Raw genomic sequence first — 17149 nt, forward strand, 5'->3', positions numbered from 1 at the left:
CTCGTAAGTCGGGTGTGGGTAAGTGCGTTGTGGGCGTCGACCGCGCGCGTCCGGTCACTCCCTGACGTGAATCGACGAGCCGAGGTACTTGTGAAGGACCTCGTCGACCGAGTCGGCGTTGAACGGGCCGAGATCGTCGGTGATCGCGTCCGTCAGCGCGTCGCGGTACGCCTCGTCGGTGCGGAGCTCCCGGAAGTCGGCGGCGGCGACGGCGACGCCCGTGGCGTCCGCGATCCCCAGCCGCTCCTCGGCGAGCCGCCGGAACGCGGGTTCGTCGCCGATCTCGCCGCGCCAGAGCCGGTCACGGAAGAACAGCCACCCGTCGGTGCCCGGCTCGCTCGCGGGGACCTCCATCGTCGTCTCGAAGCGGTCCGGGTCGACGCTCGCGGCGGGCGGATCGAGCCGGAGGGCGACGCGGAAGACGTAGGCGGCGTCCATCGAGTGCGATCTGCGGGATCCGAGGGTAAAAATACATATCCCTCGGTCCAGTGAGGTGATCCAGATGCTGGATCGTCTCCGCGGCCTCGTCGAGCGCGCGTACCGCCGGCACCTCCGCAGCGAGATCGACGACGTCCCGGACCACGTCGCGGTCATCCAGGACGGCAACCGTCGGTACGCCCGAGAGCAGGGCGACGACGCCCCCGACGGCCACCGCGCCGGCGCCGACACCACCGAGCGGGTCCTCGACTGGTGTGCCGATCTCGGCGTCTCGGAGCTCACCCTCTACGCGTTCTCCACCGAGAACTTCTCGCGGCCCGACGAGGAGCTGGAGCCCCTCTTCGACCTGCTCGAAGGGAAGCTCCGCGAGTTCGCCGACGCCGACCGCGTCCACGACCAGGGCGTGCGCGTCCGGGCCATCGGCGAGGTCTCTCGCCTCCCGCCCCGCGTCCGCGACGCGGTCGACTACGCGGAGCGGCGGACCGCCGGCAACGACCGCTTCACGCTCAACGTCGCGTTGGCGTACGGCGGCCGGACCGAGCTGCTCGACGCCGCGCGCGCCATCGCGAGCGAGGTCGACGCCGGCGAGACGAATCCCGAGGACGTCGACGTCGAGACCGTCGAGTCGCGGCTGTACGACCGTCCGATCCGCGACGTGGACCTGATCGTCCGCACCGGCGGCGACGAGCGGACCTCGAATTTTCTCCCGTGGCACGCGAACGGCAACGAGGCCGCCGTCTACTTCTGTGCGCCGTACTGGCCGGAGTTCTCCGAGGCCGACTTCCTGCGCGCGATCCGCACCTACGAGTCGCGCGAGGAGTCGTGGCAGCGCGCGCGAGCGGAACGGGCCGCCGCGCTGGTCCGCGCGCTCGCCGAGGTGGAGTTCGAGGAGGCGCGCGCCGCCGCGACCCGGCTTCGAGACCGCGTCCCGCGGCTCGACGGGACCGACCTCGCCGACGACGCCCTCGGAGCCACCGAGAGCGACCGCGTCGGTCCGGTGGCGAACGACCGCGTCGGACCGGTGGAAAGCGATCGCTCCGGGCCGGCCGAGAGCGACTCGCCGGAGTCGAAGGGCGCGGACTAGACCGCTCCCGGCGCGATACCGCCCTCGCCCCGGGTCAGCAGGTACAGCGCGAACGACGAGAGCCAGTGCGACCCCGCGTAGTCGTCGGTGAGTACGTCAGCGGCGCCGGCCTCGGCGTGGCGGCGCGCCGCCTCGTCCAGGGGCTCACGGAGCCGTTCCGCCGCCGGCCCGTCTCGGCCCGCGAGGGCGTCAGAGACGCCCGCGAGACACCACGCCCGCGAGACGTTGAGCCCGATCAGATGCATCGCCGCGCCGTCGCCCTCGTCGGGCTCGACGGAGACGGGAGTCAACAGCGCGTCGTGGGGCGGCGCCGAGAGGTCCGGCAGGAACTCGTCGACCCACGCCGCGAACGCGTCCGGGTCGAGGACTCGGCGGAGCAGGTCGGCCTCCGTCAGCGAGGGCGAGACGAAGTCCCAGCCGACGGGCTCAGCGCCGACGGCCGCGGCGGTGTCGTCCGCGTAGAGGCGACGCGCGGTCGCCTCCGTCTCGGCTTCGAGGTCCGCGTCGCCGACGACTCGGGCGTAATCGAGGACTCCGGCGAGCGCGAACGCGGTGTTTCCGTGCGTGCCGACGCGGTGCGCCCGGTCGATCCCGAGGAACGACTCGCGGACGCCCCGGCGGACCCGGTCTTCGAGGGGGCGGAGCGACTCCCGCCACGCGTCGGCTCGCGGGTCGTCCCAGAGGTGGAGTTCGGCGGCGAGCCGGAGCAGCCACGACCAGCCGTACGGCTCCTCGAAGCCGGGGTTCTCGTCGAGGTAGTCGACCTCGCCCGCGACGTTCGGCGGCGTGAGACGCTCGTCGATCGCGGTCTCGACGGCGGTCTCGTCCGGGTGGTCCGGGACGAGCCGCAGCGCGCGGACCAGCGCCCAGTGGCTGTGGACCGCCGAGTGCCAGTCGAAACAGCCGTAGAAGACCGGATGGTTCTCCGCGGGTCGCGGCGGCGCGCCCGGCCCCTCCACGCTCCCCTGATAGTGCGGGTACTCGGTCCCGATCCCGTCGAGGGGGTGTTCGGCGAGCGCCGTCGCCGCCGCGTCGTCGAGCGCGTCCGCCCGGCCGGCACGGATCGCGTCCGGCGATATCGCCTCGAAAGCGTTCATGCCGGCCGGTCGCTCGGTGGCCTGTTCAATCGGTCGGTCGCGTGCGATCGAGCCGCAAGCGGGTGCGCTCACCCCGAGCCAATCTCCCCGAGTCGCTCACGCGGGGTTCTTACGCGTCAGGTCGCTCCCGCAGATCGGACAGCGCTCCCTGTTCTCGTCGAAGGTGCGGTTACAGCCGACACACTGGAACCGCCACTCTCGCTCCTCCGAGATGCCGTCGCGGGCGATCGGTTCGACGGGGAGGTCCAGCCGCTCGGCGACGTTCTGCATCGCGTAGTCGTCGGTGACGAGTTCGGCGTGAAGCTCCAGCGCGGTCGCGATCAGCCGGATGTCCGTGTCGGACAGCTCGGCGGCGTCGCCCGACCCCTTCGCGGCGCGGCGCACCCGGTCGACCGCCTCCGGCGCCGGGACGTGGACCGTCATCCCCGACCCCTCCATCGCGTCGAACCGGAGGGCCACCTCGCCGGTGAGCTCCTCGTGGACCGCCGGGATGGAGACGACGTCGTCGTCAGTCGTGTACTCGTGGATGAACGCGGACGAGTCGAGGACCTGCATCAGCGGGCGACGACGATGTAGTCTTTCACCGCCTTGACGTTCGCGACGGGCACCCGGAGCCGGCCCATATCGTCGAACTCGAAGTCGACGCGTTCGGCCCGGAGCTGCTCGTGCGGGCTCACCAGTAGGTGGTTCAACTCGCCGGACTCGAGGTTCATCGTGATGTTGTACAGGTCCCCGAGTTCCGTGCCGTCGGAGCTCATCACCGCCTTCCCGGAGAGGTTCTCCGCGAGGATGTCGACCATACCCTCACGGTCCCGGGCAACGGTCTTAAACGCCACGGGCCGTCCGACGGTTGACCGACGCGGACGCCCGCGACGGCCGAGGGACGCGTTCTCCGGCGCGACCGCCGGGACCCCTCCGACCGCGGATCCGCTCCGGTCGCGGACGCCACAACCGCGGACTCCGGTCGCGAACTCCTCCGACCGCGGACCGATTCCGATCGCTGACACACCCGCGCTGTGACACGGCCCGAGCGTGCGCGTTCGTCCCCGCGGTTCGCGGCGGCATTTTGAAAGGCTTAACTGACGGCCGGGCGGAACGGACGGTATAACCTTCTCGGGGCGATCACATATGACCGACCACACACACGCGGACACCCTTCGAACCCCCATCGTCGCCGTGCTGGGTCACGTCGACCACGGCAAGACGAGCCTGCTCGACAAGATCCGCGGTTCCGCCGTCAGCGAGGGCGAGGCCGGCGCGATCACCCAACACATCGGGGCGACGGACATCCCGCTCTCGACCATCTCCGGGATGGCCGGCGAGCTCATCGACCCGGACGACTTCGACCTCCCCGGCCTGCTGTTCATCGACACGCCGGGCCACCACTCGTTCTCGACGCTGCGCGCCCGCGGCGGCGCGCTCGCCGACATCGCGGTCCTCGTCGTCGACGTCAACGACGGCTTCCAGCCGCAGACCGAAGAGGCGATAGACATTCTCCGCCGGACCGGGACCCCCTTCGTCGTCGCGGCGAACAAGGTCGACACGACGCCGGGGTGGAACCCGCAGGAGGGCGAGCCGATCCAGCGGAGCATGGAGGCGCAGTCCGAGCGCGCGAAGTCGATGCTCGACGAGAACCTCTACGAGATCATCGGTCAGCTTTCGGACGCCGGCTTCTCCGCCGACCTCTACTGGCGCGTCCAGGACTTCCAGAAGAACATCGGCGTCGTCCCGCTGTCGGCGCTCACCGGCGAGGGCGTACCGGACCTCCTCACCGTCCTCATGGGTCTCTCACAGCGGTTCATGAAAGAGGAGATGGCCATCGACGTCGCGGGGCCGGGCGAGGGGACGGTCCTCGAAGTGAAAGACGAGCGCGGCTTCGGCGCCACCATCGACACCGTCGTCTACGACGGCGTGATCCGCAACGGCGACACGATCGTCGTCGGGGGACAGAACGAGCCGATAGTCACCGAGATCCGCGCGCTGCTCCAGCCCCGGCCGCTCGCCGAGATCCGCACCGAAAAGCAGTTCGAGAAGGTCGCCGAGGTGGGCGCCGCGGCGGGCGTGAAGATCGCCGCGCCAGACCTCGACAAGGCGATGGCCGGCGCGCCGGTCCGCGTCGTCCGCGACCGCAGCGTCGACGAGGTCGTCGAGGAGGTGAAGGCCGAACTCGCCGAGATCGAGGTCGACACGGCCGACAACGGCGTCGTCGTCAAGGCCGACACGCTCGGCTCGCTGGAGGCGATGGCGAACGCCCTCCGCGAGGCAGAGGTCCCCATCCTGCGCGCCGAGGTCGGCGACATCGCGCCGCGCGACATCGCGGTCGCGGAGACCGCCAACCAGGACGAGCACAAGGCCATCCTCGGGTTCAACGTCGACCTCCTCCAGAACGCCGAGTCCGACCTCGAGAACGCGGACGTGAAGCTGTTCAAAAACGAGGTCATCTACCAGTTGGTCGAGGACTACGAGCGGTACGTCGAGGAGAAGCAGCGCGCCCAACAGGAGACGGTGCTGGACAAGGTGGTCCGCCCGGCCCGCTTCCGCATCCTCCCCGACCACACGTTCCGACAGAACGACCCCGCGGTCGTCGGCGTCGAGATCATCTCCGGGACCCTCCAGAACAACCGCAACGTCGGCTACTTCGAGGGGAACGAGTTCGAGCGCGTCGGCGGCCTCTCGGGGATTCAAAAGCAGGGCGAGGACGTCGACGAGGCCCGGTCCGGCGAACGCGTCAGCATCGCCATCGACGGCCCGACCGTCGGGCGCGGCATCGAGGAGGGCGACACCCTCTGGACCGAGGTGCCCGAGAAGCACGCGAAGATCTTAGAACAGGAATTAAAAGAGGAGATCACCGCCGACGAGCGCGAGGCGCTACAGGGGTATCTCGACACGCGCCGGAAGCGCGACCCCTTCTGGGGGAAGTAGCCGCCACGAGATATTTATCGACCGCCGTCGAACCCGGTCGCATGGTCTCCCGCGAGAACGCGGTCATCCTCCTGTTCATGGCGGCCGGACTGACGCTGGCGTACGGCGGTCGCGTCGTGACGAGCCTAAGCGACACCGTCCTGATCGGCGTCCTGATCTTCGTCGGCGTCGTGGCGCCGCAGTTGGTCATCGGCTCCCTCGACGCGCAGGTCTCGGAGTAACGCCGACCCGTTGCGTCCGAGTGACGGGCAATCCGTCTCGCCGTTATGTGTCTCGAGCACGTAGGACACGTATGGAGACTACTGTGATCGAACACGACGGCGCGATCCTCGCGCGGCTGGAGAGCGACGACCGGGTGTTCGAGGTGCGCTTCGACGCGCTCGAACCGACCGACGTGACGCTGCGCTTCCTCCGAGACGGCGAACGCGTCGGGAGCGTCTACAACGACGACGGCACGAAGCGGACCATGGCGCGGCTCACGACCGCGCGCGAAGGCACCGATTTCATCGGCGTCGAGGTGCCGAAAGAGTTCGTCGCCGAGATCCTGGACACGGCGCTCGAGACGGGGAGAGTCACCGACGAGACCGCCGCCGAGGGGTACCGACTCCGCGTACTCTGAGTCGACGCGCCGCGACTCCGGACTCAGGCGTACAGCAGGATGAGCACGGCGACGAAGGCGAGCTCGCCGCCGACGAGCAGCGCGGCGAGCAGCCACGCCCGGTAGGTCCACAGCCAGTCGCGAGCGGCCGCCAGCCGCTCGCTCGCGTCCGACTCCGATCCGGCCCGGTACGCGGGGTCGACCCGCCAGCCGGTCTCTGGCTCGTACGTCGCCGGGACGCGGGCGCCGACGAGTTCGTCGACGTCGAGCGGCGAGACCCCGGCGGCGTCCAAGAACTCGAGGAACGCCGCCGACTCGGTGAGCGAGCCGTCTCGGGGGGCGTCGAACCGCTCGGTGTGCGTGGCGTCGCCGTGCGGGGGGCGCATCTCCACGACGACGCGGTCGCCGACCGACCGTACCGCCGTGACGATCAGCGCGTTCTCCTCGTCGTTGAGGTACGCCTCGCGGAGCCGACGTTTCACCTCCTCGTCGACGCCGGCGTTGACCTCGTCCGGGACGGGGTCGGTGTCGTCCGGGATCGGGTCGTCGTCGGCGTCGACGGCGCTTTCGCGGTCGGCGGTCGTCGAGACGGTCTCGTCACCGCCGGATGGGTCCGCCATCGGTCCGGGGTTGGCGACGCGCTCTCATAAGGTCACGGCCGCTCCCCGAACGCGATAGGTGACTGTTTTGGCTGCGAACGACTCGTCACGACCGAGACTACCGAAGTCCCAGCCTCGAGTCCCCCGCACGGTCACGCGCCGGCTATCAGAGGGACCTTCGGTCTCTCACTACTCGCGCCCTACGGTCGCTCGCGGCACGCGCCGCCGCACTCCGACAGTTAGTGGTTCACTGGAGCCGGTACCGGAGGATGGCGGCGATGCCGCCGAGGTTCGACAGCTGTTCGCCGGGCGCGAACTCCGAGGAGAAGACCACGACGTCGCCGCCCTGCTGTTCGACCGACTCGATCACTTGGTTCACGTCGATGGTCCAGTCGCCGTCGCCCTGCCGCTCGGTGCGGAGCCGCTCGTCGACGACGAGCAGCGTTTCGACCGCGCCGAACTCGGCCGCCTCGGCGGTGTCGTCGGGGCCGTACGTCGCCTTCGCGCCCGTCGCGATGTTCTCGGTCAGCTCGTCGATGAGGTTCGCCTCCTTCGAGATCCGGGTCTCCTTCTGGATCTCGTCGACCGCGCCGCGTTTCAGGACCTCGTGGACGCCCCGGTCACCCGCCGCGGAGGTGTCGACGACGGTGATCCGGTCGGCCAGCTCGCGGTGGTCCTCGACGACGTAGTCGCGCGCGTCCTGCTTGGTGAAGCCGGGGCCCGCGAAGATGATCGCGTCGGCGTCGAGGTGCGCGAGCGCGTCGCCGAGTTCGGCGAACAGCTCGGAGCGCGGCCCGGAGTACTCGTCTTTGCCGGTCGTCTTCGTGAACGAGGCGTACTCCTCGGTGCCGTACTGCTGGACCGTGTGAACGAACGCCGCGCCCTCCTCGACGGTCGCGATCGCGACGTCGGGGTTCTCGGCGGCCTCGGTGGCCTCCTGGAGCCGCTCAGTCTGGTCCGGCTTGAAATGCTTCTCGACGGTGATCTCGTCCTGTTCCTCGACGTTGAGGGTGTGATGGGCGTTGAGCTGGTCCTCTCGCGAGCAGCCGACGATCACGCCGGAGACCCGGAGGCGGTTGGCGAACCGCGCGAACTCCACGTCCTCGACGTCGAGCGTGACGAAGATGTGCTCGCGCTCGCCGCCCGTGTCCCGCATCTGGTCGTCGTTCCGCTGGATCCGCCGGGTGGTGTCGCCCTCGACGAGGTCGCCCGGTTCGAGGACGTGCGCGAGGTGCCAGAGGTCGTCGACGTTCTCGGGGACCAGCGTGAGCCGTTCGCGGCCCTCCTCGCCGTAGCCTCGCTCGGAGATGCGCATGGCCGTCGGTTCGCTCGGGACCGTATCAACTCTTGTCTTCCGCGTCGTCGAGGGGCGGCCCCCACTCGAAGCCGCCGTCCGGACTGGGACCGTCGTCCGGACCGGTACCGCCGTCCGAGTCCGTCCCGTCCCTCGAGTCGGCCTTTTTGTCGGCGTCGCCCTCGCCGTCGTCGCCGATCGGAACCGCGCGACCGACCTGAACCCCGGACGGCGGCTCGCTCCGCATCGGTCGACCGCCGTCTCCGGACATCCCTTGCGTCGGCGGCGACCGCTTCGTGTCCGGGTTTCGTGTCACGCCCGAGTCGCGGGTACCCCCGAGGTCGCGGGTTTCGCCGGTGCCGCGGGCGGCGCCGGCCCCGCGGGCCGTGACAGTTTCGGGGGTAGCGGCGGACTCGCGCGCCGCACCGGTGCCGCGAGTCGTCGGCGTCGCGGCCGCTTTGCGAGCCGCGCCGACCGCGGTCGGTCCCCCGATGCTCTTCGCTGGACCGCTCGTCAGGGCGCCGGCCGCTCCGCGCCCGTAGAGCCCGTGGGCGACGATCCGGACGAGGAAGGCCAGCGCGACGCCGACGACCAGCGGCGCCGTGGGGGCGGCGACCGCGTAGCCGACCGCGAGCGCCCCGACGCCGAGCGTCCACGCGGTGGCGTACGGGCCGGTCACCGCGACGTCGGCCACGGTCCGGGGGCTGAGACCGTCTCTGAGCCGACCGGACGCGGCGAACGCGGCGAGCGCCGCCGGCCGGAGGTAGGCGAACGCGAGCAGGTACGCGCCGACGAACGCGGCGAGCACGACGGCGCCGACCGCCGCGACGGCGGCCGGGCCGTTCGGTCCGAGCGCCGACTCGACGGCGGTCGCAGTCACCCCCGGATCGACCGGTCCGGCGACGGTCGCCGCGTACGCGGCACCGAAGAGCACCGCGAACCCGCCCGCGAGCGGCGCGAGCAACGCGGCGGACAGCAGTACGGACTTGACCCCGTCCCGGAACAGCTCTCCCCACGCGACGAGCGACGGCGCGCGCGCCGCGTCGCCGTCCTGGATCGCGCCGCGCGTCACCCGGACGAAGTACCCGCGCGCGACGAGCGCCGGGGCGAGCCCGAGCGGGGCCGCGACGGCGAGCGTCGGGGACACGAAGAGGACGCCGCCGAGCCACAGCGGCGTCACGAGCCACGAGAGGAGCGTCAACGACCCGCCGACGAGGACGACACCGGCGATGTCGTCCGTTCGCGTCAGCGCCGTGACGGCCGCAGTGAGCATGTGTCCCGACACAGGGACGGGAGCCGCATAAATGGTACCCGGCCCGAGCGTTTATGCCCCTCCGCGGACAATCACGAGCCGGCCGCGCGGGACAATCGTGTGCCTCTGACAACCTAACCGCGGCCGCCAGTCGGCGGTCGCCCCCTCCCGTCCGCGGCTTTCGTGTCGACGACGCTCCGCTAGTCACGTCTCAATCGCGTGCCGGTACCGATTTATCCCGTCCGGACGACGGACCAGACATGACCGGCGACGAGCGGACGGCCGACGTGGAGCCGGCGCTCCGCAGCTACGGCGTCAGCGTCGAGTCGATCGACGGGACCGATCCGCTGGAGCTGACCTACATGACGGCGTTCCCCGGCCGCGAGATCCACCACGGCGAGATCGGGCGCGCGCTCAACGCGCTCATCGACCGCGCGGAGGCCGGCGAGTGGGACCCGGTCCGCGTCGAGGGCACGGTCGTCCGCTCGCCCGGCGACGTCCTCGGCACGTGGCACGCCGAGGCGGACTGGTTCGAGGCGCTGAACAGCTACGAGATCTCCGAGACGGAGTTCTCCAGCCGCGTGCTGGAGACCGTCAGCCACGAGACCGGCGGCGCGCCCGACGACGCCGACGACTCGGGGGGCGACCAGTGACCCGCCGACACCCGATCAACCGGGCCCAGCGCCGCCTCGACCGCCCGGCGCGCGAGCGGTTCGCCACCCGCGCGGTCGCGTTCGACGTCGACGGGGCGACCTGTCGAGGGACGCTGTACCTGCCCGGCGGCGACGACGACGACGCCCCGGTCGTCGTGATGGCGCCCGGGCTCGGCGCGGAACGCACCTTCGGCTACCCCGCGGTCGCGGAGCGGTTCGCCGACGCGGGCTACGCCGCGCTCCTCTTCGATTACCCCGAGTTCGGCGACTCCGACGGCGACTCACAGGCGGTCCATCCGGCCCGCCAGCGCGCGGCGTACGCGGCGGCGATCGAGCGCGCGGAGCGCGTCGACGTTCTCGGCGACGACCTCGTCTTGTGGGGCGCGTCGCTGTCGGCGGCGCACGTCCTCACGCTCGCCGCGGAGCGCCGCGACGTCGACGCCGTCGTCGGGCTCGTCCCGATGCTCGACGGGCGCGCGATCGCCAGACGGCGCGGCGGGCGGTACCTCGCGCGCTCCGGCGCCGCGGGACTCCGCGACCTCCTCGGCCATCGGGTCGGTCGCGGTCGTACCGTCCCGATCGTCGGCGGGACCGAGGAGTGCGCGGCGATCACGGAACCCGGGACGAAGCGGAGGTACCTCGACCTGGTCGACCGCGAGTCGGCGTGGCGCAACGAGACGCCCGGGCGGTCGCTGCTGCGCGTCGCGAACTACCGCCCCGTGAAACTGCTCGACGAGATACGCGCGCCGACGCTCCTGCTGTCCGGGACGGACGACGCCATCGTCGACGCCGACGCGGTCGCCGCCGCCGGCGAGCGGCTCGACCGCGGGACCGTCGTCTCGATGCCAGCCGACCACTTCTCCGTGCTCGGCGGCGACTTCGAGGGCGCGATCGGTCATCAGTTGTCGTTCCTCAAGGATGCGTTAGAGCCCCCGGCCGCGACCCGTTAAGTCCCTCCGTGACGGATCCGTTCGCATGACCGCTATCGCGATGTTGAGCGTCGCACCGGTGATCGAAGGGAGCATGGCCGAGGAAGTCGCGAAGGCCGTCGCCGCGCTCGACGACTTCGACGTGAGCTACGAGACGAACCCGATGGGGACCGTGATCGAGGCCGACGACGCGGAGACGCTGTTCGCGGCCGCGGCGGCGGCCCACGAGGCGGTCGACGGCGACCGCGTCTCGACGTTCCTCAAGGTCGACGACAAGCGGACGAGCGACTCGTCGGCCGCCGACAAGGTCGACGCCGTCGAGGAGCACCTCGGTCGAGATGCCAAGCGGGAGCGGTGAGGAGGGCGGCGTCCGGTCCCTCGGCGGCAACGGCTTCGGCGCCCGCTCACCCCTTGATGTTACAGACGGGGAAGGTGCGGGCCACCTTGTCGCCGATGCCGAGGTCGTCGCTGACGCGGATCACCTCGTCGATGTCCTTGTACACGCCGGGCGCCTCCTCCGCGATGGTCGCGCCCGACTCCGCCTTCACGTAGACCTGCTGGTCGGCTTCGAGGTCGTCGCGCACGTCGCCGCCCCAGAACTCCTGTTTCGCCTGCGTCCGGCTCATCAGGCGGCCGGCGCCGTGGGCCGTGGAGCCGAACGAGACGCCCATCGACTCGTCGCCGCCGCGCAGGACGTACGAGCCCGCGCCCATGCTCCCGGGGATGATGACGGGCTGACCGACGTCGCGGTAGACCGCGGGCACGTCCTCGTTGCCCGCGGGGAACGCTCGGGTCGCGCCCTTGCGGTGGACGTACAGTTCGCGCTCGTGGCGCTCGACGACCGCGTCGCCGACCGCGGGCCGCCCCTCGGCGTCGACGCCGACGGCGTGGGTCTCCTTCTTCGCGATGTTGTGTGCCACGTCGTATAACAGCTCCATCCCGAGGTCGTCGATCGGATCGGCGTCGAACACCTCGCCGAACGTCTTGCGGGCCTGGTGGGTGATGAGCTGGCGGTTCACCCACGCGAAGTTGATACACGCGCCCATCGCGCCGTAGTACTCCTCGGCCAGCTCGGAGCCGGCGGGCGCGGCCGCCAACTCCTTGTCTGGCAGCTCCTCGAGCAGGTCGCCGTGCTCCTTCTCGATCCGCCGGAGGTAGTCGTTACAGGTCTGGTGGCCCAGCCCGCGGCTCCCGCAGTGGATCAGGACGACGATCCCACCCTCTTCGAGCCCGTAGGCGTCGGCGACGCCCTCGCGGAACACGTCGGTGACGCGCTGGACCTCCAGGAAGTGGTTGCCCGAGCCGAGCGACCCCATCTGGTTGCGGCCGCGGTCCATCGCCTTCTGGGAGACGTACTCCGGTCGGGCGTCGGGCCGGCGCCCCTCGTCCTCACAGCGCGCGAGGTCGCTCTCGATCCCGTACCCCTCCTCGACGGCCCACTCGACGCCGCGTTCGAGCGCGCCCTCGATCGCGTCCGCGGTCCCGCCGACGACGCCGCCGCCGCCCAGGCCCGAGGGGACGGCCTCGAAGAGGGCGTCGACGAGCTCCTCCTCGCGACCCCGAACGTCGTCGTAGGTGAGGTTAGTTTTCACCATCCGGACGCCGCAGTTGATGTCGTAGCCGACCGCTCCGGGCGAAATACACCCGTCTTCGGCGTCGATGGCACCGACGCCGCCGACGGGGAAGCCGTACCCCTGGTGGCCGTCGGGCATACAGAGCGCGGGCGCGGCGATCCCGGGGAGGTGCGTCGCGTTGCGGAGCTGTTCGAGGGTGTCGTCCTCGCCGATCTCCGCGAGCAGCGCCTCGCTGGCGAGCACCCGCGCGGGGACGTTCATGTCGCCCTCGCGGGGAAGCTCCCAGACGTGTTCGCGCACCCGTTCTAACTCGATCCCGCCGAACTCGCGCGTGGTCATGCGACGCCCTTCGACGCGGGGAGGCAAGGGCGTTGCGTCAACCGGTCGAGCGGGGCATTCCCCCGACTGCGGCGCCGATCACCGGTTCGCGGGGTCGATCGGGAGCCAGCCGACCGCGCCCTCGACGAGGGTGAACGCGGCGAACGCTCGGCCCAACACCACGCCGTACGTGAGGTGTGCGACCGCGATGACGACGCCGAACTCGAAGCCAGCCGTTAGTCCCGGTACCGGCAGCGTCGGCACCGGAAGCGAGGTCGCCCCCGCGATCGCGATCGCGGCCGGCAACAGCAGCCCGCCGGTGATCACGCCGAGCAGGGCGGAGTGGATGACCCCGAGCGAGACGCAGCCGCCGACGTCCTCGCGCAGGTCCGCGAAGAAGGGCCGGTCGAAGACGGCGACGAACAGGCCGCCGAACAGCGTGCTGTTGAACAGGTGGACGAGCCATCCGGCGAGGACCGTCTCGACGCCGATCAGCGCGCCGATCGTCGGCATGAGTCCCAACGCGCCGTGTAACACGACACCCATCACCGCGCCCGCGATCAGCCCCGCCGCCGCGCACGCTCCCCAACGCCGACCGGTCGCGTCGGCGTCGCTCCCGTCGCTCCGATCTGACTGTGACATACTTTACCAACGCACTCGACAAACATAATGGTTTATCATGGGTAGCACGAGCGAAGACCCCTGCTTCACACGTCGAAGACGACGTACGCGTACCACTCGTCGCCCCGGCGTTCGAGGGTCATCTCGGAGTACGTGACCGCCTTGATCTCGCGAGCGACCACCGCACCGAGCGGGACGCCGCGCGCGGTGGCCGTGAGTCGCCACTCGTCCGAGTCGGTCTCCGCGTCGGCGCGGTCTCCCTCGCTCGCCTCGCCCGGCTCGACGACGGTACATCGGTGGTCAGCCGGGAGGACGAGCCGGACATCGCGCTCGTAGATCAGCCGGTCGAGGTAGTCGAACAGGAGCGCCTCGCGGCTCTCGGCGGCCACCGCGAGTTCGAAGCGCTCGCCGTCGGCCGGGACCGACTCCGTGCTCGCGGCGGTGAGCCCGTCGGCGACCGCCGCGAACACCCCCGCGAGCGTGTCCGCGGTCGCCTCCACGGCGACGTCGGCGGTGTGATCGCGGAGCTCGTAGCTCATCGGTCCCCCGCTCCGCGGCCGCGGTCGCGTCCGCCGTCGCGGGGCTCCTCGGCGGTCTCCGGGCGCTCGTCCGCCGGGAACCGCGCGTCGACGGGGCGCTCCGGCGTGCCGGCACGGAGGTCCTCCGGGTCGAGGTCGTCGACGTCGGCCGCGACCTCTTCTAAGGCGACGCCGCTCGTGACCAGCGCGCGGATCCCCTCGTCGACGGTCAGTTCGACGTCGACGATCCGGCGCTCCGGGACGAACACCACGTGGCCGCCCATCACCGGGTTCGGCGCCATCGGCATGAACAGCGTCCGCATGCCGTCTCCCCCGGCGTCCGCGTGGTCCGCGATCACGTCCGGGGTCTCGCTCGTCACGAACGCGAGGGTGTACGTCTCTTCGGTCGGGAACTCGACGAGGACCACCTCGCGGAAGTTGCCGCCCTCCGACTCCAGCATCGCGTCGCTCATCTGCCGGAACCCCTGGTACACCGAGCCGACGCCCGGCACCCGCTCGACCGTCTCGTCGACGTAGGCGACGGCGCGCTCGCCGTAGCGCGACGACTCGACGCCCGCGCCCAAGAGGAGGATGGCACCTACGAACACGACCGGGGTCGCGATCTCGATCGCGAGTTCGCGGGGGATCGCGCCGACGACCGGAAGTCCGGACCCGGGAGTGACGGCGACGACCGCGGACGAGAAGGCGTCGAGGTAGTTGTACAGCGCGTTGAACGCGACGGCGAGGACCGCCAGCGTGATCACGGCGGGAACGATGACGGCGACGCCCGTGAGGAACGCCCGTCGGAGCAACTCGGCTCCCGACGACTCGTCGGTCATTGGTATCGTCCACGACCGACCGCATCAAAACGCTTCCGTCGGCGGTCGGACCCCGACCGACACCGATCCCGCGAGAGCGGGTCTCGGGACCGCAACGGTTCCCGCTGGCGGCGTAGCCGCCCGCAACGCTGCGTGCTGGCGGTGGAGTTATATTCCGCTGGCGTGTTAGGTCATCGCAGTGAGCGTCAACGTCGAAAAGCGGACCGACCCGCCCGGCGAGTCCGACTACGCGACCGCCGCGTGGGAGCTCAAAGAGCAGATTCGGTCCGCAGAGGGCGTCCTCCGACAGCGACGCGGCTTCTTCGTCGACGCGTACCGCCGGTCGACCGCGCACCTGCTCGCCGAGAACGACCGGCTCGTCGCCTTCGCCTCCGTCCGCCGGGACGGGTACATCCTGTTTCTCGCCGTTCACCCGGACCACCGCGGCCGCGGCCACGCCGAGCGGCTCATCGCCGACGTGGCCGAGCAACACCGGTCGGTCACCTGCCACGCCCGGACGACCAACCGTCAGGCGCTCGGCTTCTACGAGCACCTCGGCTTCGAGGTCATCCGCCGGATCGACGGCTACTACGAGGACGGCGGCGACGCCTACTACCTCAAACTCGGCGGGGAGTCGCTCCGGGAGCGGCTCTCCGGGTTCGTCGGCCGATAGCGCCCGCCGCCCCGCTCGGCGCTGCCCCGCTCGCCGCCGCCCGAACCGATAGTAATTAGCGCCGCCCGCGACGAACACGCGGCATGTCGCAACCGACTCCCGCGGACCTCGCGACCCGCGTCCGCGACGGCGACCTCCGCTTCCACGAGCTGGAAGACCACGCCGACGCCGACGTCGCGACCGCCGCGCGCCGGCTGCTCGTCGCGGAGGCGACCGACGCCGACCTCGACGCGCTCGGCGAGTACACCTTCGACGCCGAGGCGGTCCACGGCTCGAACATCGAGAACACCCTCGGCGGCGTCCAAGTGCCCGTGGGCGTCGCCGGTCCGGTGACGATCGACGGCGGCGCGCGTTCGGGGGAGCGCTACCTCCCCCTGGCGACCACCGAGGGCGCGCTCGTCGCGTCGATCAACCGCGGCTGCTCGGCCATCGAGGGCGCCGGCGGCGCGACCGCCCGCGTGACGAAGAGCGGGATGACCCGCGCGCCGGTCTTCCGGGTCGCCGGCGTCGCCGAGGCCGAGGCGCTCGTCGCGTGGGTCCGCGACAACGAGCCCGCGCTCGCCGAGGCGGCGGAGGCGACGACGAGCCACGGCGAACTGCTGGACGTGACGCCGTACGTCGTCGGCAACAACGTCTTCTGCCGGTTCCGGTACGACACGAAGGACGCGATGGGAATGAACATGGCCACCATCGCGACCCGCGAGGCCTGCGACGTGATCGAGGCGGAGACGGACGCCTCGCTCGTCGCGCTCTCGGGGAACCTCTGTTCGGACAAGAAGCCCGCCGCGATCAACGCCGTCGAGGGGCGCGGGCGCTCGGTCGTCGCGGACGCGACCATCCCCCGCGCGGTCGTCGAGGAGCGCCTCCACACGACCCCGGAGGCGATAGCCGAGATCAACACGCGAAAGAACCTCGTCGGCTCCGCGAAGGCGGGCGCGCTCGGGTTCAACGCGCACGTCGCCAACGCGGTCGCCGCGATGTTCCTCGCCACCGGGCAAGACGAGGCGCAGGTCGTCGAGGGGGCGAACGCGATCACGACCGCCGAGACGACGGACGACGGCGACCTCTACGTCTCCGTCTCGCTGGCGAGCCTCGAAGTGGGGACCGTCGGCGGCGGAACGAAGCTGGCGACGCAGCGGGCGAGCCTGGAGATCCTCGGCGTCGCCGGCGGCGGCGACCCGGCCGGAGCCAACGCCGACGCGCTCGCGGAGTCCATCGCGGTCTGCGCGCTGGCGGGCGAACTCAACCTGCTCGCGGCGCTCGGGTCGCGACACCTCTCGTCGGCGCACGCTGAACTCGGTCGCTGAGGCCGGGACGGCCGTCGATTTTGCGGTCGCGTCCGCTAGTCCGACCAGCGCGGGCAGTCGTCGCGGAGCGCCCCCCGCCCCGCGTCGGTGACGCGGTACACGGCCTCGCTGGAGACGCGTTCGACGAGCCCCGCGTCCGCCAGCGCGGTCAGTCGGGACTCGACGTGGTCGTCGTACAGCCCCGTGTTGCCCGCGATGAACGCCTGGTAGTCGGCGCCCACGTCGGCGAGGTACGAGAGTACGCGCTCGTCGGAACGCGTCAGCGTCGGTCGGTCCGGGTCGAGCCCCTCGTCGCCGCTCTCGCTGCGCGCGGGACGGTCGGTCGACTGTGCGTCGGGTGCGGCCATCTCACACATGCGGACGAGTACCACGATAAAGGGGGTACCGGCGGTTCTCATTCGTTGGGAGTCGCCGCCGCTCGGCCGAACCGGTTCGGCCCCGACCGGCTCTCCGA

General features: G+C 71.0%; 21 protein-coding genes. 9 read left to right on the forward strand and 12 right to left on the reverse strand.

All coding sequences use genetic code 11. The features are described from left to right. Positions 1-54: 54 nt before the first annotated feature. Positions 55-438, reverse strand: coding sequence for an LWR-salt protein (gene lwrS, locus ABDZ89_RS14095; RefSeq protein ID WP_343780184.1), 384 nt, complete (start codon positions 436-438; stop codon positions 55-57). A gap of 64 nt (positions 439-502) precedes the next feature. Between lwrS and uppS the strand changes: the two genes are divergently transcribed. Then, the gene (uppS, locus tag ABDZ89_RS14100; RefSeq protein WP_343780186.1) at positions 503-1522 is read left to right on the forward strand and encodes a polyprenyl diphosphate synthase; all 1020 of its coding nucleotides are present in this window, start codon (positions 503-505) and stop codon (positions 1520-1522) included. Here uppS and ABDZ89_RS14105 read toward each other — a convergent pair. The 3 genes from ABDZ89_RS14105 to ABDZ89_RS14115 all read right to left on the reverse strand — a co-directional run bounded on the left by ABDZ89_RS14105 (position 1519) and on the right by ABDZ89_RS14115 (position 3419). After that, on the reverse strand, positions 1519-2619 hold the full coding sequence (locus ABDZ89_RS14105) for a DUF2891 domain-containing protein (protein ID WP_343780188.1): 1101 nt from the start codon (positions 2617-2619) through the stop codon (positions 1519-1521). The genes uppS and ABDZ89_RS14105 overlap by 4 nt on opposite strands. Positions 2620-2715: 96 nt before the next feature. Then, positions 2716-3174: an NOB1 family endonuclease gene (locus ABDZ89_RS14110; RefSeq protein ID WP_343780190.1), complete on the reverse strand. Its 459-nt coding sequence runs from the start codon at positions 3172-3174 to the stop codon at positions 2716-2718. Then, positions 3174-3419 (reverse strand): PRC-barrel domain-containing protein, encoded by a 246-nt coding sequence (locus tag ABDZ89_RS14115; RefSeq protein WP_343780192.1) that lies wholly within the window; start codon positions 3417-3419, stop codon positions 3174-3176. Before ABDZ89_RS14115 ends, ABDZ89_RS14110 begins: the two co-directional genes overlap by 1 nt. A 328-nt stretch (positions 3420-3747) precedes the next feature. On the opposite strand from ABDZ89_RS14115, the gene infB reads away from it, so the two are divergent. From infB to ABDZ89_RS14130, 3 genes are all read left to right on the forward strand, one after another. Beyond that, positions 3748-5541: a translation initiation factor IF-2 gene (gene infB / locus ABDZ89_RS14120; RefSeq protein WP_343780194.1), complete on the forward strand. Its 1794-nt coding sequence runs from the start codon at positions 3748-3750 to the stop codon at positions 5539-5541. Between the two features lie 41 nt (positions 5542-5582). Then, positions 5583-5762 (forward strand): DUF7987 family protein, encoded by a 180-nt coding sequence (locus ABDZ89_RS14125; RefSeq protein WP_343780198.1) that lies wholly within the window; start codon positions 5583-5585, stop codon positions 5760-5762. Between the two features lie 71 nt (positions 5763-5833). Beyond that, positions 5834-6160, forward strand: coding sequence for a hypothetical protein (locus tag ABDZ89_RS14130; protein WP_343780200.1), 327 nt, complete (start codon positions 5834-5836; stop codon positions 6158-6160). Between the two features lie 23 nt (positions 6161-6183). Here ABDZ89_RS14130 and ABDZ89_RS14135 read toward each other — a convergent pair whose 3' ends face one another. The 3 genes from ABDZ89_RS14135 to ABDZ89_RS14145 all read right to left on the reverse strand — a co-directional run bounded on the left by ABDZ89_RS14135 (position 6184) and on the right by ABDZ89_RS14145 (position 9305). Then, the gene (locus tag ABDZ89_RS14135) at positions 6184-6759 is read right to left on the reverse strand and encodes a hypothetical protein (protein WP_343780201.1); all 576 of its coding nucleotides are present in this window, start codon (positions 6757-6759) and stop codon (positions 6184-6186) included. A gap of 226 nt (positions 6760-6985) precedes the next feature. Further along, on the reverse strand, positions 6986-8053 hold the full coding sequence (locus tag ABDZ89_RS14140; protein WP_343780202.1) for an mRNA surveillance protein pelota: 1068 nt from the start codon (positions 8051-8053) through the stop codon (positions 6986-6988). Between the two features lie 25 nt (positions 8054-8078). Then, positions 8079-9305 (reverse strand): DUF4013 domain-containing protein, encoded by a 1227-nt coding sequence (locus tag ABDZ89_RS14145; protein ID WP_343780203.1) that lies wholly within the window; start codon positions 9303-9305, stop codon positions 8079-8081. A gap of 239 nt (positions 9306-9544) precedes the next feature. On the opposite strand from ABDZ89_RS14145, the gene ABDZ89_RS14150 reads away from it, so the two are divergent. The 3 genes from ABDZ89_RS14150 to ABDZ89_RS14160 are packed head-to-tail and all read left to right on the forward strand — an operon-like array spanning position 9545 to position 11224. Beyond that, on the forward strand, positions 9545-9937 hold the full coding sequence (locus ABDZ89_RS14150; RefSeq protein WP_343780204.1) for a DUF8159 domain-containing protein: 393 nt from the start codon (positions 9545-9547) through the stop codon (positions 9935-9937). Continuing rightward, positions 9934-10887, forward strand: a complete 954-nt coding sequence (locus tag ABDZ89_RS14155) for an alpha/beta hydrolase (RefSeq protein WP_343780206.1) — start codon at positions 9934-9936, stop codon at positions 10885-10887. The genes ABDZ89_RS14150 and ABDZ89_RS14155 overlap by 4 nt, the downstream gene beginning before the upstream one ends. Positions 10888-10912: 25 nt before the next feature. Continuing rightward, positions 10913-11224, forward strand: coding sequence for an MTH1187 family thiamine-binding protein (locus ABDZ89_RS14160; protein WP_343780208.1), 312 nt, complete (start codon positions 10913-10915; stop codon positions 11222-11224). Positions 11225-11270: 46 nt separating this feature from the next. On the opposite strand, the gene ABDZ89_RS14165 is transcribed toward ABDZ89_RS14160, so the two are convergent. From ABDZ89_RS14165 to ABDZ89_RS14180, 4 genes are all read right to left on the reverse strand, one after another. Continuing rightward, positions 11271-12779 carry an RtcB family protein gene (locus tag ABDZ89_RS14165; RefSeq protein ID WP_343780211.1) on the reverse strand — a complete coding sequence of 503 codons (1509 nt, stop codon included), beginning with the start codon at positions 12777-12779 and terminating at the stop codon, positions 11271-11273. Between the two features lie 78 nt (positions 12780-12857). Next, the gene (locus ABDZ89_RS14170; RefSeq protein WP_343780214.1) at positions 12858-13400 is read right to left on the reverse strand and encodes a hypothetical protein; all 543 of its coding nucleotides are present in this window, start codon (positions 13398-13400) and stop codon (positions 12858-12860) included. A 65-nt stretch (positions 13401-13465) separates the two neighbouring features. After that, positions 13466-13918 (reverse strand): archease, encoded by a 453-nt coding sequence (locus ABDZ89_RS14175; RefSeq protein ID WP_343780215.1) that lies wholly within the window; start codon positions 13916-13918, stop codon positions 13466-13468. Further along, positions 13915-14736, reverse strand: coding sequence for a DUF502 domain-containing protein (locus ABDZ89_RS14180; protein WP_343780217.1), 822 nt, complete (start codon positions 14734-14736; stop codon positions 13915-13917). Before ABDZ89_RS14180 ends, ABDZ89_RS14175 begins: the two co-directional genes overlap by 4 nt. A gap of 178 nt (positions 14737-14914) precedes the next feature. On the opposite strand from ABDZ89_RS14180, the gene ABDZ89_RS14185 reads away from it, so the two are divergent. Next, positions 14915-15388, forward strand: a complete 474-nt coding sequence (locus ABDZ89_RS14185; protein ID WP_343780219.1) for a GNAT family N-acetyltransferase — start codon at positions 14915-14917, stop codon at positions 15386-15388. A gap of 83 nt (positions 15389-15471) precedes the next feature. Then, the gene (hmgA, locus tag ABDZ89_RS14190; protein WP_343780222.1) at positions 15472-16695 is read left to right on the forward strand and encodes a hydroxymethylglutaryl-CoA reductase (NADPH); all 1224 of its coding nucleotides are present in this window, start codon (positions 15472-15474) and stop codon (positions 16693-16695) included. A gap of 35 nt (positions 16696-16730) precedes the next feature. On the opposite strand, the gene ABDZ89_RS14195 is transcribed toward hmgA, so the two are convergent. Continuing rightward, positions 16731-17042 (reverse strand): DUF2250 domain-containing protein, encoded by a 312-nt coding sequence (locus tag ABDZ89_RS14195; RefSeq protein WP_343780223.1) that lies wholly within the window; start codon positions 17040-17042, stop codon positions 16731-16733. Positions 17043-17149: the final 107 nt, after the last annotated feature.

Source organism: Halorubrum ejinorense (assembly GCF_039522565.1).
Classification (GTDB): domain Archaea; phylum Halobacteriota; class Halobacteria; order Halobacteriales; family Haloferacaceae; genus Halorubrum; species Halorubrum ejinorense.

What these genes read in the sequence shown, in the direction of transcription:
- lwrS (WP_343780184.1), bottom strand. Translation starts at nt 438, where the DNA reads ATGGACGCCGCCTACGTCTTCCGCGTCGCCCTCCGGCTCGATCCGCCC.
- uppS (WP_343780186.1), top strand. Translation starts at nt 503, where the DNA reads ATGCTGGATCGTCTCCGCGGCCTCGTCGAGCGCGCGTACCGCCGGCAC.
- ABDZ89_RS14105 (WP_343780188.1), bottom strand. Translation starts at nt 2,619, where the DNA reads ATGAACGCTTTCGAGGCGATATCGCCGGACGCGATCCGTGCCGGCCGG.
- ABDZ89_RS14110 (WP_343780190.1), bottom strand. Translation starts at nt 3,174, where the DNA reads ATGCAGGTCCTCGACTCGTCCGCGTTCATCCACGAGTACACGACTGAC.
- ABDZ89_RS14115 (WP_343780192.1), bottom strand. Translation starts at nt 3,419, where the DNA reads ATGGTCGACATCCTCGCGGAGAACCTCTCCGGGAAGGCGGTGATGAGC.
- infB (WP_343780194.1), top strand. Translation starts at nt 3,748, where the DNA reads ATGACCGACCACACACACGCGGACACCCTTCGAACCCCCATCGTCGCC.
- ABDZ89_RS14125 (WP_343780198.1), top strand. Translation starts at nt 5,583, where the DNA reads ATGGTCTCCCGCGAGAACGCGGTCATCCTCCTGTTCATGGCGGCCGGA.
- ABDZ89_RS14130 (WP_343780200.1), top strand. Translation starts at nt 5,834, where the DNA reads ATGGAGACTACTGTGATCGAACACGACGGCGCGATCCTCGCGCGGCTG.
- ABDZ89_RS14135 (WP_343780201.1), bottom strand. Translation starts at nt 6,759, where the DNA reads ATGGCGGACCCATCCGGCGGTGACGAGACCGTCTCGACGACCGCCGAC.
- ABDZ89_RS14140 (WP_343780202.1), bottom strand. Translation starts at nt 8,053, where the DNA reads ATGCGCATCTCCGAGCGAGGCTACGGCGAGGAGGGCCGCGAACGGCTC.
- ABDZ89_RS14145 (WP_343780203.1), bottom strand. Translation starts at nt 9,305, where the DNA reads ATGCTCACTGCGGCCGTCACGGCGCTGACGCGAACGGACGACATCGCC.
- ABDZ89_RS14150 (WP_343780204.1), top strand. Translation starts at nt 9,545, where the DNA reads ATGACCGGCGACGAGCGGACGGCCGACGTGGAGCCGGCGCTCCGCAGC.
- ABDZ89_RS14160 (WP_343780208.1), top strand. Translation starts at nt 10,913, where the DNA reads ATGACCGCTATCGCGATGTTGAGCGTCGCACCGGTGATCGAAGGGAGC.
- ABDZ89_RS14165 (WP_343780211.1), bottom strand. Translation starts at nt 12,779, where the DNA reads ATGACCACGCGCGAGTTCGGCGGGATCGAGTTAGAACGGGTGCGCGAA.
- ABDZ89_RS14170 (WP_343780214.1), bottom strand. Translation starts at nt 13,400, where the DNA reads ATGTCACAGTCAGATCGGAGCGACGGGAGCGACGCCGACGCGACCGGT.
- ABDZ89_RS14175 (WP_343780215.1), bottom strand. Translation starts at nt 13,918, where the DNA reads ATGAGCTACGAGCTCCGCGATCACACCGCCGACGTCGCCGTGGAGGCG.
- ABDZ89_RS14180 (WP_343780217.1), bottom strand. Translation starts at nt 14,736, where the DNA reads ATGACCGACGAGTCGTCGGGAGCCGAGTTGCTCCGACGGGCGTTCCTC.
- hmgA (WP_343780222.1), top strand. Translation starts at nt 15,472, where the DNA reads ATGTCGCAACCGACTCCCGCGGACCTCGCGACCCGCGTCCGCGACGGC.
- ABDZ89_RS14195 (WP_343780223.1), bottom strand. Translation starts at nt 17,042, where the DNA reads ATGGCCGCACCCGACGCACAGTCGACCGACCGTCCCGCGCGCAGCGAG.